This window comes from Streptacidiphilus rugosus AM-16, assembly GCF_000744655.1.
Lineage (GTDB): Bacteria > Actinomycetota > Actinomycetes > Streptomycetales > Streptomycetaceae > Streptacidiphilus > Streptacidiphilus rugosus.
This window is the reverse complement of the sequence record NZ_JQMJ01000004.1, coordinates 6,104,281-6,118,599: the sequence shown is the minus strand read 5'-3', so window position 1 is coordinate 6,118,599 and position 14,319 is coordinate 6,104,281. Positions and strand designations below refer to the sequence as shown.

16 protein-coding genes and 1 pseudogene are annotated in these 14,319 nt (G+C 71.1%); 16 read left to right on the top strand and 1 reads right to left on the bottom strand.

Annotated elements, in window-relative coordinates; all coding sequences use genetic code 11:
* Positions 1-19 precede the first annotated feature (19 nt).
* On the top strand, positions 20-1,948 hold the full coding sequence (gene ftsH / locus BS83_RS36685; protein ID WP_037607591.1) for an ATP-dependent zinc metalloprotease FtsH: 1,929 nt from the start codon (positions 20-22) through the stop codon (positions 1,946-1,948).
* A 126-nt stretch (positions 1,949-2,074) separates the two neighbouring features.
* Here ftsH and BS83_RS36680 read toward each other — a convergent pair whose 3' ends face one another.
* Positions 2,075-2,788 carry a class I SAM-dependent methyltransferase gene (locus BS83_RS36680; RefSeq protein WP_037607590.1) on the bottom strand — a complete coding sequence of 238 codons (714 nt, stop codon included), beginning with the start codon at positions 2,786-2,788 and terminating at the stop codon, positions 2,075-2,077.
* A 268-nt stretch (positions 2,789-3,056) separates the two neighbouring features.
* On the opposite strand from BS83_RS36680, the gene proS reads away from it, so the two are divergent.
* The 15 genes and pseudogenes from proS to BS83_RS44580 form a co-directional block, all read left to right on the top strand.
* Entirely contained in the window at positions 3,057-4,469 is a 1,413-nt protein-coding gene (gene proS, locus BS83_RS36675; protein ID WP_037607589.1) for a proline--tRNA ligase, read from the top strand.
* A gap of 248 nt (positions 4,470-4,717) precedes the next feature.
* Positions 4,718-5,317, top strand: a complete 600-nt coding sequence (locus BS83_RS36670) for a hypothetical protein (protein ID WP_037607588.1) — start codon at positions 4,718-4,720, stop codon at positions 5,315-5,317.
* A gap of 222 nt (positions 5,318-5,539) precedes the next feature.
* Positions 5,540-5,977: a 30S ribosomal protein S16 gene (gene rpsP / locus BS83_RS36665; protein WP_037607587.1), complete on the top strand. Its 438-nt coding sequence runs from the start codon at positions 5,540-5,542 to the stop codon at positions 5,975-5,977.
* Positions 5,978-5,979: 2 nt separating this feature from the next.
* Entirely contained in the window at positions 5,980-6,219 is a 240-nt protein-coding gene (locus BS83_RS36660) for an RNA-binding protein (protein ID WP_037610750.1), read from the top strand.
* A 118-nt stretch (positions 6,220-6,337) separates the two neighbouring features.
* Entirely contained in the window at positions 6,338-6,934 is a 597-nt protein-coding gene (gene rimM, locus BS83_RS36655) for a ribosome maturation factor RimM (protein ID WP_037607586.1), read from the top strand.
* Complete coding sequence (gene trmD, locus BS83_RS36650; RefSeq protein WP_037607584.1) at positions 6,934-7,770, top strand: tRNA (guanosine(37)-N1)-methyltransferase TrmD; 837 nt, start codon at positions 6,934-6,936, stop codon at positions 7,768-7,770. Before rimM ends, trmD begins: the two co-directional genes overlap by 1 nt.
* A 156-nt stretch (positions 7,771-7,926) precedes the next feature.
* Positions 7,927-8,277 carry a 50S ribosomal protein L19 gene (rplS, locus tag BS83_RS36645; protein WP_037607583.1) on the top strand — a complete coding sequence of 117 codons (351 nt, stop codon included), beginning with the start codon at positions 7,927-7,929 and terminating at the stop codon, positions 8,275-8,277.
* 59 nt (positions 8,278-8,336) lie between these two features.
* Positions 8,337-9,170: a signal peptidase I gene (gene lepB, locus BS83_RS36640; protein WP_037607582.1), complete on the top strand. Its 834-nt coding sequence runs from the start codon at positions 8,337-8,339 to the stop codon at positions 9,168-9,170.
* Positions 9,154-10,068 (top strand): signal peptidase I, encoded by a 915-nt coding sequence (gene lepB, locus BS83_RS36635; RefSeq protein ID WP_051944759.1) that lies wholly within the window; start codon positions 9,154-9,156, stop codon positions 10,066-10,068. Before lepB (BS83_RS36640) ends, lepB (BS83_RS36635) begins: the two co-directional genes overlap by 17 nt.
* Before the next feature lie 72 nt (positions 10,069-10,140).
* On the top strand, positions 10,141-11,160 hold the full coding sequence (gene lepB, locus BS83_RS36630) for a signal peptidase I (RefSeq protein ID WP_037607581.1): 1,020 nt from the start codon (positions 10,141-10,143) through the stop codon (positions 11,158-11,160).
* Positions 11,161-11,311: 151 nt separating this feature from the next.
* Positions 11,312-12,094 (top strand): signal peptidase I, encoded by a 783-nt coding sequence (gene lepB / locus BS83_RS36625; protein ID WP_037607580.1) that lies wholly within the window; start codon positions 11,312-11,314, stop codon positions 12,092-12,094.
* 13 nt (positions 12,095-12,107) lie between these two features.
* The gene (locus tag BS83_RS36620; RefSeq protein WP_037607579.1) at positions 12,108-12,626 is read left to right on the top strand and encodes an NUDIX hydrolase; all 519 of its coding nucleotides are present in this window, start codon (positions 12,108-12,110) and stop codon (positions 12,624-12,626) included.
* Between the two features lie 13 nt (positions 12,627-12,639).
* On the top strand, positions 12,640-12,966 hold the full coding sequence (locus BS83_RS36615) for a DUF2469 domain-containing protein (protein ID WP_037607578.1): 327 nt from the start codon (positions 12,640-12,642) through the stop codon (positions 12,964-12,966).
* Positions 12,967-13,239: 273 nt separating this feature from the next.
* Positions 13,240-13,626, top strand: a complete 387-nt coding sequence (locus tag BS83_RS36610; protein ID WP_037607577.1) for a YraN family protein — start codon at positions 13,240-13,242, stop codon at positions 13,624-13,626.
* Position 13,627: 1 nt separating this feature from the next.
* Positions 13,628-14,314, top strand: a pseudogene (locus BS83_RS44580) (magnesium chelatase domain-containing protein); the annotation flags it as partial.
* Between the last annotated feature and the right edge of the window lie 5 nt (positions 14,315-14,319).

Here is a 14,319-nt window from a genome sequence, read left to right as displayed (position 1 = left end):
TATCCGTATTGTCGCAATCGTGACCAGCCCTGTGCCGCCTCGCGAGGATCCCGACAAGCTCTGGCGGTCGGAAGGGGCCCCGCCGCCCGCGCCCGGGCCGCCGCCCAGGCCGTCCCGGCGCAACTGGCTCAGCCTGCTGCTCACCGCGCTGGTCGTCTTCCTGCTGGTGGACATGCTGCTGAACGTGTTCGGCGGCGGGAAGCAGATCAGCGTCCCCTACACCGAGTTCACCAAGCAGTTGAGCGCCGGTCAGGTCTCCGAGATCTACGCCAAGGGCGACACGATCCAGGGCAAGCTCAAGACCGCCCAGCCGCAGCCGGACGACAGCAGCAAGACCTACGACCAGTTCACCACCCAGCGTCCGGTCTTCGCCGACGACAACCTGTGGGCGACGCTGACCCAGCAGAACGTCAAGGTCGACGCGGAGCCGGTCGTCAAGGAGCGCGGCTTCCTGGCGAACCTGCTGATCTCGCTCGCGCCGATGCTGCTGCTGGTCGTGCTCTGGGTGGTCATCGCCCGGCGGATGAGCCGCGGGGGCGGCATGGGCGGGCTCGCCAGGAAGGCCCCGCCGAAGCCGATCGAGACCCCGCCCGGCGGAAAGCGCACGACCTTCGACGACGTCGCCGGCATCGACGAGGTCAAGGCGGAGCTGGCCGAGGTCGTGGACTTCCTGAAGCGCCCGGACGACTACCGCAGGCTCGGGGCGAAGATGCCGCGCGGCGTCCTGCTCGCGGGCCCGCCGGGCACCGGCAAGACGCTGCTCGCGCGGGCCGTCGCCGGCGAGGCGAACGTGCCCTTCTTCTCCGCCTCGGCGTCCGAGTTCATCGAGATGATCGTCGGCGTCGGGGCCTCCCGGGTGCGCGAGCTGTTCACCGAGGCGCGCAAGGTCGCGCCCGCGATCATCTTCATCGACGAGATCGACACCATCGGCCGGGCCCGCGGCGGCGGCAACGCGATGGGCGGTCACGACGAACGCGAGCAGACGCTCAACCAGATCCTCACCGAGATGGACGGCTTCTCCGGCTCGGAGGGCGTCGTCGTCCTGGCCGCGACCAACCGCTCCGACGTGCTGGACCCGGCGCTGCTGCGGCCGGGCCGGTTCGACCGCACGGTGATGGTCAGCCCGCCGGACCGGACCGGGCGGGAGGCCATCCTGAAGATCCACACTCGCGACAAGCCGCTGTCGGCCGACGTCGACCTGGAGCAGGTCGCGAAGACCACGCCCGGCATGACCGGCGCGGAGCTGGCCAACCTGGCGAACGAGGCGGCGCTGCTCGCGGTGAAGCGGAAGGACGACGAGGTCTCGGGCAGGGACTTCTCCGACGCGCTGGAGAAGGTCCAGCTCGGTGCGGTCCGCGCGCTGGTCATGCCGGACGCGGACCGGCTGCGGACGGCGTACCACGAGTCCGGGCACGCCCTGCTGGGCATGCTGCAGCCGGGCGCCGACCCGGTCCGCAAGATCACCATCGTGCCGCGCGGGCGGGCGCTGGGCGTCACGCTCTCCACGCCGGAGGCGGACCGCTACTCCTACACGGAGGAGTACCTGCGCGGCCGGATCATCGGGGCGCTGGGCGGCATGGCCGCGGAGCAGGTGGTGTACGGGGTCGTCACGACGGGCGCGGAGAGCGATCTGGAGCAGGTCACGAACATCGCCCGCGGCATGGCGGGCCGCTGGGGCATGAGCGAGAAGGTCGGTCGACTGACCGCGATCCCGAACGACGCCCAGGGCGCGTACGGCCTGTCGGCTGCGCCGAGCACGCTGGACGCGGTGGACGGCGAGGCCCGGCGGATCGTCTCGGAGTGTTACGACGAGGCCTGCCGCAAGCTGACCGCCCACCGCGCGCAACTGGACGCTCTCGCGGAGGCCCTGATGGAACACGAAACCCTCGACGAAGCCGACGCCTACCGCGTCGCCGGCATCCCCCGGATGGCCAAAGACGGCGAATGAGCTGCACGGCCCAAGGGGCGCGGGGAACTGCGCGAGAACCGCCCTCTGCGGATGGCCCGGCGCGTTGGGGATCATCCGCTCGTCAGTGGCTTGTCGCGCAGTTCCCCGCGCCCCTGGACAGTGCGACTAGCGGACGCGTTCGGCCAGGACGTAGCGGAAGACGTTCTCCATGCGGACCGAGCCGTCCGGGCGGACCCAGGGGAAGAGCGTCTCGGTGATCTCCTTGGCCACCTGCCGTTCGCCGGAGAAGTCCACCGCCGGGTCGAAGACGCCCGTCGACATGATGCCGCGCAGCGCCGTGTCCAGGTCGGGGTAGGCGTAGGGGCAGCAGACCCGGCCGCCGCCGGCCGGGCGGAGGCCGGCGCGGTCGATCAGGGACTCCAGCGCGCCCGGCGCGCTCAGCGCGAAGGGGGCGTAGGGCGCGGACCCCCGTGGGTCCGCCAGGCGCTGGGCGACGTCGAGGACCGCCGCGCTCTCGCACCGTTCCTCCGGGCCCCACGTCGCGAGAGCGACATGCCCGCCGCGGGTGGTGAGCCGGGCCGCGTCGCGGACCAGGGCGGGCGGATCCGCCGTGCAGGACAGGTGCTCGAACGCCGTCACCAGCGTGTGCGCCGCTCCGCGCGGCGGCGCCACCTCGCGGTAGACGTCCGCCAGGACCCGCAGTGAGCGGTCCTGGGCGAGTTCCCGCAGCTCCGCCTCCGGCTCGAGGCCGGCCACCTCCGCGCCGCGCGCCGCGGCCAGCAGCAGGGCCAGCCCGGAACGGCAGCCCAGCCCCAGCACCGAGGTCGCGGGGCCCACCTCCAGCCGGTCGTAGACCGCCTCGTAGAGGGGGACCAGCATCCTTTCCTGGATCTCGGCCCAGTCGCGCGCCCGCTGTCGCGCCCGTGTGCGCTCCCCCCGTTGAGTCGACTGCGCAGAAACCATGATGACGGCTCCTCACCTCGGTAGGGCCCGGGATCCTGCATCCAGCCAAGCGCGAGAGCCGCCCGGCGTCCATAGGCGAGGCGGACCCTTCATGGGGACGTTTCGCCCCGTTCGCCCCGCCGTCCGGACGCGCGGCGGACAACGGATTGGAGCCGAGCCCGGCCTGCCCCGTACCATTCGCCCCATGGCAAAGGCTCCCGTTCTCACCCCCCAGGCGGATGATTTCCCGCGCTGGTACCAGGATCTGATCAACAAGGCCGAGCTGGCCGACAACGGTCCGGTGCGCGGCACCATGGTCATCCGACCGTACGGCTACGGCCTGTGGGAGCGGATGCAGCAGGAGATGGACGCGCGGATCAAGAAGGCGGGCGCGCAGAACGCCTACTTCCCGATGTTCATCCCCCAGTCCTACCTGACCCGTGAGGCCGAGCACGTCGAGGGCTTCGCGCCCGAGCTCGCGGTGGTCACGCACGGCGGCGGCAAGGAGCTCGAGGAGCCCATCGTCGTCCGGCCGACCTCCGAGACGATCATCAACGAGTACTTCTCGAAGTGGGTCCAGAGCCACCGTGACCTGCCGCTGCTGATCAACCAGTGGGCCAACGTCGTCCGCTGGGAGCTGCGTCCCCGCGTCTTCCTGCGCACCACCGAGTTCCTCTGGCAGGAGGGCCACACGGCCCACGCCACCTACGAGGACGCGCACGCCTACGCGTCGATGATCCACACCGACGTGTACGGCGACTTCATGACCAACGTCCTGGGCATCGACGTGGTCCTGGGCCGCAAGACGGCCAAGGAGCGGTTCGCCGGCGCGATCAACACGCTGACGCTCGAAGGCATGATGGTCGACGGCAAGGCGCTGCAGATGGGCACCAGCCACGAGCTGGGCCAGAACTTCGCCAAGGCGTTCAACACCACCTACCTCAAGGGCGAGGGCGAGCGCGAGCACGTCTGGCAGACGTCCTGGGGCGTGTCGACCCGCATGGTCGGCGGCCTGATCATGTCGCACGGCGACGACAACGGCCTGCGCGTCCCGCCGCGTCTGGCCGCGGTCCAGGCCGTCGTGCTGGCGATCAAGGGCGATGACGCCGTGCTGGCGAAGGTCAGGGAGATCGGCGCCGCGCTCGAGGCCGCCGGCGTCCGCGTCGTCGTCGACGACAGGACCGACACCCCCTTCGGCCGCCGCGCGGTGGACTGGGAGCTCAAGGGCGTTCCGGTCCGCATCGAGGTCGGCCCGCGCGACCTGGAGAACGGCACGGCCATGCTGGTCCGCCGGATCGCCGGCGGCAAGGAGCCGGTCAGCGTCGACGCGCTGGCGACGCTGGTGCCGGCCGTCCTGGAGGAGGACCAGGCGCTGCTGCTGCGCCAGTCCCGCGAGCGCCGCGAGGCCCGCACGGTCGAGGTCGCCACGATCGACGAGGCCGTCGAGGCCGCGGCGACCGGCTGGGGCCGGATCTCCTGGGCCGACCTCGGCCCCGAGGGCGAGGCCAAGCTGGCCGAGCAGGGCGTCTCGGTCCGCTGCATCGTCGCTGCCGACGGCTCGGTCCCGGAGACGGACGACCAGGCGGGCAACATCGCGATCGTGGCCCGCGCGTACTGAGCCTCGTCCCGGTGGTTGAGACCACGCTCATCGGATTGTCGTAGAACGGCCGGTCCGGCTCCCTCGTGCGGGGGAGCCGGACCGGCCGTCGCGTTCTGGTCAACTGCCCTGTCAGGAAGGGCGGATGAACTGTCGGGGCGGCCGTTTCCGTCCATGTCGGTCAATGTGGCGCAGGTCACGGAAAAATAAAGCCTTCAACAATTACCGATTCTGCGGAACATCCCGGAACCCTTCCTCGTTTGCGTTGCGTGAGCACGACACAACCTCTGGTTCTCGCCGCCGAGCTGGCCGTCGCCTGGGGCGACATCCAGCGCTACCACTCCGACCTGCCGAACCTCGCAGCCCCGGAGTCGCTGATCGGGGAGTCCTCCTCGGCCTGCGGCACCGAGCTGGGGTTCGAACGGCTGTTGCACGAGGCCGCCCATGGCCTCGCCGCTGCGCGCGGCATCCGGGACACCTCCCGGGCCGGGCGCTACCACAACCGGCGCTTCCTGACGCTGGCCGACGAGCTCGGCCTCGATCACAACGCCGATCCGCATCCGAGTTCGGGCTTCTCCCTGGTCACCATGCGACCGGAGACCCGCGAGCGTTTTGCCGAAACGATTGATCGCCTGCAGCGCGCCCTGGGCGACCACGCGGCCGCGACCAGCGCCGCGAGCGACCGGTCGCGCACCTTCCGCGGTCCGGCCACCCGGCACGGGTCCTCGGGCGGCGGCGTCCGCGTCAAGGCGGTCTGCGGCTGCGGACGCAACGTCCGCGTCGTGCCGTCGGTGCTGTCGCAGGCCCCGATCGTCTGCGGCAACTGCGGCGAGGTCTTCCAGATCGCCGAGCCGCGCACCCGTCGCTAGTCGATTGACCGCCGCCGGTCGCCGAGGGTCGGCGCAAGCCGCCCCCGGAGCCCGGCGGTCAATCGGGCTGCGCCGATATGGCAGAATGGACAGCTGAGTACTCGGCAGCCGAGCAGGGCCCTCTCTCCTTCCGGCTGACGTGTCCGTAGAGCAGCCAGCAGCCGCAACCCCACGTGGAATGCGCGGCTGCTCACCCACGTCAAATCCAGGAGAACCACTCCAGTGGCAGTCAAGATCAAGCTGAAGCGTCTCGGCAAGATTCGCTCCCCGCACTACCGCATCGTCGTCGCCGACGCCCGCACCAAGCGTGACGGTCGTGCGATCGAGGAGATCGGCGTCTACCAGCCGACCTACGACCCCTCGATCATCAAGGTCGACAGCGACCGCGCCCAGTACTGGCTCGGTGTCGGCGCCCAGCCGACCGAGGCCGTGCTCGCCATCCTGAAGCTCACCGGCGACTGGCAGAAGTTCAAGGGCCTGGAGGCCCCGGCGCCGCTCAAGGTCGCCGAGCCCAAGGTCACGGACTTCTCGCACCTGTTCGCGAAGGCCGTCGCCGGCTTCGAGAGCGAGACCACCGGTGTGGCCATCACTCCGAAGGCCAAGAAGACGGAGAAGAAGGACGAGGCCGCGGCCGAGTCCGACGCTTCCGCCGAGGCGTGATCATGCTGGAGGAAGCCCTCGAGCACCTGGTGAAGGGCATCGTCGAGAACCCGGACGAGGTCCAGGTCCGCTCGCGTGAGCTCCGCCGGGGCCGGATCCTCGAGGTGCGCGTGCACCCGGAGGATCTCGGCAAGGTCATCGGCCGCGGCGGGCGCACTGCGCGTGCGCTGCGCACCGTGGTCACCGCGCTCGGTGGTCGCAGCGTCCGGGTCGACCTCGTCGACGTGGACAGCGTGCGCTGACCAGGCCACGCCGCCAAAGGCTTGGCTGAGAGGCACCTCTCGGGGCTGGCTGGGATCCTTGATCCCAGCCGGCCCTTTGCATTTCCCGCCGGGCATTTCTTGAAGGAGACGCAGAACAGTGCAGCTGATCGTCGGCCGGATCGGCCGCGCCCACGGGATCAAGGGCGACGTCACCGTGGAGGTGCGCACCGACGAGCCCGAGCTGCGGCTCGGCCCGGGCGCCGTGCTCATGACCGACCCCGCCACCGCCGGCCCGCTCACCATCGCCTCCGGCAAGGTGCACAGCGGTCGGCTGCTGCTGCGCTTCGAGGGCGTCCAGGACCGCAACGCCGCCGAGGCCCTGCGCGGCACACTGCTGATCGCCGAGATCGACCCCGAGGACCGCCCGGAGGACCCTGAGGAGTTCTACGACCACCAGCTGGTCGGCCTGGACGTCTTCCTCAAGGACGGCACGCTGGTCGGCGAGCTGACCGAGGTCGTCCACCTGCCCTACCAGGACCTGCTCACCGTGGTCCGCCCGGACGGCAGCGAGGTGCTGATCCCCTTCGTCACCGCGATCGTGCCGGAGATCGACCTGGAGGAGCAGCGGGCCGTGATCACCCCGCCGCCGGGCCTGATCGACCCCGCCGACGCCGTCGTCGCGAGCGCCCGTGAGGACGAGTCGGCGCCGTCGGCCGAGGAGCCGTCCGAGAAGTCCGGCGAGGCCGACGCCTGATGCGGATCGACGTCGTCACGATCTTCCCCGAGTACCTCGCCCCGCTCGACCTCTCCCTGGTCGGCAAGGCCCGCGCCCGCGGGCAGCTGGACGTGCGGCTGCACGAGCTGCGCGGCTTCACCCACGACGTGCACCGCACCGTGGACGACTCGCCGTACGGCGGCGGCCCCGGCATGGTGATGAAGCCGGAGCCCTGGTCCGCGGCCCTGGACGCCGTGGTGGCGTCCGGCAGCGGCGCCGAGGGCATGGGCGAGGGCGCCGTGCCCACGCTGGTCGTGCCGACGCCCAGCGGCCGTCCCTTCACCCAGGAGCTGGCCCAGCAGCTGGCCGCCGAGCCCTGGCTGGCCTTCGCGCCCGCCCGCTACGAGGGCATCGACCGCCGCGTGATCGAGGACGCCGCGGAGCGGATGCCCGTGGTCGAGGTCTCGATCGGGGACTACGTGCTGGCCGGCGGCGAGGTCGCGGTGCTGGTGATCGTCGAGGCGGTGGCCCGGCTGCTCCCCGGGGTGCTGGGCAACGCCGAGTCGCACCAGGACGACTCCTTCGCCCCCGGCCGGATGGCCGATCTGCTGGAGGGTCCGGTCTACACCAAGCCCGCCGAGTGGCGCGGCCGGAGCGTGCCCGAGGTGCTGCTCAGCGGCAACCATGCCAAGATCGCCCGCTGGCGCCGCGACGAGGCCTTCGCCCGTACTCTCGCCAACCGCCCCGATCTGGTGGCCCGCTGGGAGCGCGGCGCGATGGACAAGCACGACATCAAGGCGCTGGCCGGTCTGGGCGTCTGGTGGGACGAGGCGAGCGGCCGATTTCTTCAGGCCGTGGAAGACGTGGCAGAATAGCCCCTTGCTGCCTGTCCTCGGCCGCAGCCGTGGTGAGAGCCCCGGCTCAGGACCGCCGCCTCTGCCACAGGGGAGACGACGGGAACCGGCGGACACACAGCGAATCATCAATCACGAATTCCGCGGGTGGCCTGTGGCGCCTGTGATGGAGAAATCATGAGCAACCTGCTCAGCGAGATCGACAGCGCGTCGATCCGCGCCGACATCCCGGCCTTCCGCCCCGGCGACACCGTGAACGTCCACGTTCGCGTCATCGAGGGCAACCGCTCCCGTATCCAGCAGTTCAAGGGCGTCGTCATCCGTCGCCAGGGCGCGGGCGTGCGCGAGACCTTCACGGTCCGCAAGGTCAGCTTCAACGTCGGCGTCGAGCGCACCTTCCCGGTGCACACCCCGATCGTGGAGAAGATCGAGGTCGTGACCCGCGGTGCGGTCCGTCGCGCCAAGCTGTACTACCTCCGTGACCTGCGCGGCAAGGCCGCGAAGATCAAGGAGAAGCGCGAGAGCTGAGCTCTCACGTCTGCTTCCCGCCGCAGCCTCCCAGCCTGATGGCTTAGGCTGCTGCGGCAATGGAAACGCAGCAGCTTCCCGGGGACCGCGACAGCGCCGAGCCACCCGTCGACGACGAGGTGGCAACGGCTCCGTCGCGGTCCTCCGGCGTATCCGGGGCGGATGATTCCGGATCCGCCGACGCGGCCGCATCTGGAAGCGCCGCCGCCGCCGAGGAGGCGGGCGACGCCGGGGGCAGGGCCCTCCGGTGGAAGGAACTCGCGTTGCTGCTGGCGGTCTGCGTCCTCGGCATCGTGCTGCTGAACCGTTTCGTCGCGCAGCCGTTCACCATTCCCTCGGGCTCCATGGAGAACACGCTGGCCGTCGGGGACCGGGTGCTGGTCAACAAGCTCTCCTACGACTTCGGCGGAGCGCCGCAACGCGGCGACGTCGTGGTCTTCGACGGCCGCGGCTCCTTCATCGACACCGAGACGCAGGACACCCGCGACGCCTCCGGCGACGACTTCGTGAAGCGGGTGATCGGCGTCGCCGGCGACACGGTCAAGTGCTGCGACGCCCACGGCCGGATCACGGTGGACGGCGTGCCGCTCGACGAGGGCTCCTATCTCTATCCGGGGGCCAAGCCCTCCGCCTTCCCCTTCGTCGTGGTCGTCCCGGCCGGCAAGCTCTTCGTGCTCGGCGACAACCGGGCCGTCTCGGCCGACTCGCGCGACCACTTCGGCGACCCGGGCGGCGGCTTCGTGCCGGTGGACCGGGTCATCGGCCGGGCGGAGTGGGTGATCCTGCCGTTCGGTCACTCGCGTTCGCTGGACCGCCCCGAGGTCTTCGCGGAACTCGACCGCGCCATCGCGGCCGCGGCGACGGGAGGCGGAGCGCGTGGGCACCAGGGGTAAGCCGCGCTCCGAGCCGCCTCGACGGGGTCCCCATCCGGACACCTTCTACGCGCGCGAGGAGGAGGAGCAGGCGGGCGGCAACGGCCGGGCCGAGCGCGGCCGCGCCGAGCGTCGGCGTAGCGCCAAGCGCGCCAAGCGGCGCAGACAGCGCTCGCTGGTCCGCGAGGTCCCGCTGGTGATCGGCGTCGCGCTGGTGATCACCCTGCTGCTGCAGACCTTTCTGGTGCAGGTGTTCTCGATCCCCTCCGGGTCGATGCAGAACACCATCGCCATCGGCGACCGGGTCGCGGTCGACAAGTTCTCGCCCTGGTTCGGCTGGCAGCCGAAGCGCGGCGACGTCGTGGTCTTCAACGACCCGAGCAACTGGCTGAAGAACGATCCCGTGCCCAAGTCCGGAGCGGTGCTGGGCGCGGTCAAGAACACCTTCACCTTTCTCGGACTGCTGCCCTCGGACCGTGATCTGATCAAGCGTGTGATCGGGGTGCCGGGGGACACCGTGGCGTGCTGCGACAGCCACGGCCGGATCCTGGTCAACGGCAAGCCGATCGACGAGCCCTACCTGTATCCGGGGAATCCGCCGTCACGGATCCCCTTCAAGGTCACGGTGCCCGCCGGCGAGCTGTGGGTGATGGGTGACCATCGCGACATCTCCGCCGACTCCCGCTTCCACATGAACGAGCCCGGAGGCGGCTTCGTCCCGGAGAAGGACGTGGTGGGACGGGCGATGGCGGTGGTCTGGCCGTTGTCGCGCTGGCAGACCCTTCCCGGTGGCCAGCAAAGTGTTCGTCAAGTTTCCTCGTCCGCACCCCTCGGGCCGCTTCCCCGGGAACTCCCGCTCGTTATGGGTGTGGTCGCGGCTGCGCCAGGGGCCGTACGAGCCCGGCGCCGCCGCTCCTGACGCGCGTTTGACGCGCGTGATGGTACTCATGTGCGGGGACAGACCCCGCTGCGGTTCAGCTGAGGAGGCTTCGTGGGGGACGTGGTGATCGGTGCCCGCTCTGGTGTCGGCGAGCCCGAGGACTCCAGCGGCCGTACCGTAGGGTCCGTGGACGACAAGGGACGCGGGGAAGCCGCCCAGGAGAACAGCGAGGCATCACAGATGGGCGAGCAGGCCGAGACCCCGGTGGACGACCTCACCGAGGGCTCTCACGTCGTTCTGGGCAAGGACGACGACGCCGACGGCGACGCGGGGTCCACCAAGTCGAAGGGGAAGAAGCAGCGTTCCTTCTGGAAGGAACTGCCGATCCTGATCGGCGTCGCGCTGGTGCTGGCGCTGCTGATCAAGACCTTCCTGGTGCAGGCCTTCTCGATCCCCTCGGGCTCGATGGAGAACACCCTGAAGATCGGCGACCGGGTGCTGGTCGACAAGCTGACGCCGAGCCTCGGCGCGAAGCCCTCGCGCGGCCAGGTCGTGGTCTTCCACGACCCGAGCAACTGGCTGGCCGGCGAGCCGGGCGAGCAGCCCAGCAGCAACGGCTTCGTCCGCGGCATGCAGGACGTCCTCTCCTGGATCGGCCTGATGCCGTCGGCCAACGAGAAGGACCTGATCAAGCGGGTCATCGCGGTCGGCGGGGACACCATCAGCTGCTCGGGCACCGGCCCGGTCTACGTCAACGGCAAGGCGCTGAACGAGCCTTACCTCTACCCGGGCAACACGCCCTGCGGCGACAAGAACATCCCCAAGTTCACCGTCCCGGCCAACTCGATCTTCGTGATGGGCGACCACCGACAGGACTCGGCGGACTCCCGCTACCACATGGAGGAGCCCGGCGGCGGCTCCGTGCCGGACAGCAAGGTGATCGGGCGCGCCATCGTCGTCGCCTGGCCGCCGTCCAACTGGAAGACGCTGCCCATCCCGGACACCTTCTCGCAGCCCGGCATCACCAACCAGGCCGCCGCTCTGGTCGACGGCCACCCGGCCGTGGCCGCGCTGGTCGGCGCGGTGCCGATCACGCTGCTCAACCGCCGCAGGAAGCTGCGCAGGAAGTAGCCGGCGGTCGCCGGGTGTCGCCCGGAACTCACCGCTCAGCTCTTGCGAGGGCCGTGGTACCCACGAGTAATCTGCTCGGACGTACCACGGCCCTCCGCTGTGGCGCGCGACAGAATCGAACGGGCGCGGACGAGTGCGGGGAGCGGCAGGCATGGCGGGACGGAAGCGTTCGGCGGGCGGAGTGCTCCAGGCACTGGGCATCGGCATCGGCCTGCTGGCCATGGTCGGCGGCTTCGTGCTGCTCGCGGTCCAGTACCGGCCCTACGCGGTGCCCACGGGTTCGATGGAGCCCACGATCAAGGCGGGCGAGACCGTGCTCGCGACGCACACCTCCGCCTCCGCGATCGGCCGCGGGGACGTCGTCGTCTTCAAGGACCCCGACTGGGGGAACACCGCGATGGTGAAGCGGGTCATCGGCGTCGGCGGCGACACGGTCGTGTGCTGCGACCCGCAGGGCCGGGTGACGGTCAACGGCGTCCCGCTCGGCGAGAGCTACCTGGAGCCCGCCTCGACCGCGGGGACGGCGGGGACCGGCGCGGGCGGTTCGGGCCGCACGCAGCTGGGCGCGGGCCCGGCGTCGCAGCAGTTCACCGCGAAGGTCCCCGCGGGTCGGCTCTGGCTGATGGGCGACAACCGGGCGATCTCCGAGGACTCCCGGGTCCACATCGACCAGCTGGGCGGCAGTGTGCCCGCCTCGGCCGTGCTGGGCCGGGTGGAGGGGGTCGCCTGGCCGCTCGGGGCCATGGGGACGATCGACCGCACGAGTGTCTTCGACGCCCTGCCCGGGGCACGGGCGAGCGACCACGGGCCGCTGGGCCAGGCCGCACTGGCGACGGTCGGCGGCGCCGCACTGGTGTTGATCACCGCTGCGGCGGGTACGGTCGCAGGCATGGCAGGTCGGAGGCGCCCGCGTCCGGCGCCCGCGAACGCATGAGGAGCACCGCCGGATGACACCGAAGCGCCGCCGCGCGGCGCGCGTGCTGCTGCTCGATCCGGACGACCGGATCCTGCTGCTGCACGGCTTCGACCCGCAGCAGCCGGGCCGGGAGTGGTGGTTCACCCCCGGCGGCGGAGTCGAGGAGGGGGAGGACCTGGCGGCGGCGGCGCACCGCGAGATCGCCGAGGAGACCGGCATCCGCGACGCCAGCCTGGGCCCGCTGCTGGCCACGCGGGCGACCGAGTTCGAGTTCGACGGCCGCAGCTACGCCCAGGACGAGTGGTACTACCTGGCCCGCACGGAGACCGTCGAGACCGACACCTCCGGCCAGACCGAGCTGGAACTTCGCACCACCGACGCGCTGCGCTGGTGGACGCTCCAGGAGCTGTCGCGGACGAAGGAGACCATCTATCCGAACGCGCTGGCGAGGCTGCTGGCGCAGGTTCTGCGGGAAGGCCCGCCTGCCCGCCCGGTCAGGCTCTCCGGGCCGCGCCTGTGGTCCACAATGGTTGGACGTACGCACAGCTGAGGGGAACGTGGGGATGAGTGCCGAGGACCTCGAAAAGTACGAGACCGAGATGGAGCTCAAGCTCTACCGGGAGTATCGAGACGTCGTCGGGCTGTTCAAGTTCGTCATCGAGACGGAGCGGCGCTTCTACCTGACGAACGACTACGAGCTCAAGGTGCAGTCGCTGCAGGGCGAGGTGTTCTTCGAGGTCACCATGGCCGACGCCTGGGTCTGGGACATGTACCGCCCGGCCCGCTTCGTGCGCCAGGTCCGGGTGCTGACCTTCAAGGACGTCAACGTGGAGGAGCTCGCCAAGAGCGATCTGGAGCTGCCGCAGGACGAGCCCGGCTTCGGGCGCTGACGCGGGGCGGCCGTCGGGGCGCAGGTCCGCCGGGCCGTCGGTCTTTCGGGCCGTCGGTTTGTCGGGGCGCCGTGCGGTCCTGCTGCCGGGGGTGGTTTCCCGGGGGAGCGGGTTGCCTGCGGGGGCGTGCGGTGCCGGGGGCGGGTGGCCGCGCTTCGGTTTCACCCGCCGGGGTGGCCGGGTTTTCCACAGCCATTCGTTGTCCACAGGCCGGCGGACGCCGCTGGCTCCGCACCTCCGCGACCGGGAGATTTCTCGGCGGAGGTGATCCCGATGACCGCACGGACCCAGGCTCTCGGCCGCTACGGGGAGCAGGCCGCCGCCCGCCATCTGGAGGCGGCCGGACTGCGCGTCCTCGCCAGGAACTGGCGCTGCCGCGCCGGCGAGCTCGACATCGTCGCACTCGATCCCCGGCCGCCGGGCGGCCCGGCTCTCGCCGTCTGCGAGGTCAAGACCCGCAGCGAGCACGGCGTGCAGAGCCCCGCCGAGGCCGTCGGCCCGGCCAAGGCGGAACGCCTCCTCGTCCTGGCCGAGCGCTGGCTCGCCGAGTGCTGGTCGGGCCCGCCCCCGCCGGGAGGCGTCCGGGTCGATCTGATCTGCGTCGTGCACGGCCGCCGCGGTCCGGCGCGGATCACCCACCTGCGTGGGGCGGTGGGCTGAGATGGTCTTCGCCCGCACCGGTTCGGTCGCCCTGATCGGGGTGGACGGCGTCGTCGTCGAGGTCCAGGCCGATCTGGAGCCCGGCCTGGCGGCGTTCACGATCGTCGGCCTGCCGGACAAGGCGATCAACGAGTCCCGCGACCGGGTCAGGGCCGCCGTGGTGAACAGCGGCGAGCGCTGGCCGCTGAAGAAGCTGACGGTCGGGCTGTCGCCGGCCTCGGTCCCCAAGAGCGGCTCCGGCTTCGATCTGGCGATCGCCTGCGCGGTGCTGGCGGCGGCGGAGCGGCTGCGGCCGGAGGCGATCGAGCGCCTGCTGCTGGTCGGCGAGCTCAGCCTGGACGGCCGCGCCCGCCCGGTCCGCGGGGTGCTGCCCTCCGTGCTGGCGGCGGCCGAGGCCGGGTACGCCAAGGTCGCCGTCCCCGAGGCGACGGCGGCGGAGGCCGCGCTGGTGCCCGGTGTCGAGGTGCTCGCGGTGCGTTCGCTGCGGCAGCTCATCGCGCTGCTCTGCGGCGAGCCCGAGCCGGAGGAGCCCCCGGATCCGCTCTTCCCCTCGGGGCCCGATCCCGCCCTCGCGGGCCTGTCCCTGCCGGGGATCGGCGTCCGGCACGGCGCCGACTGGAAGAAGGACATGGCGGACGTGGCCGGCCAGTTCGAGGCCCGCCATGCGCTCGAAATCGCCGCGGCGGGTACTGG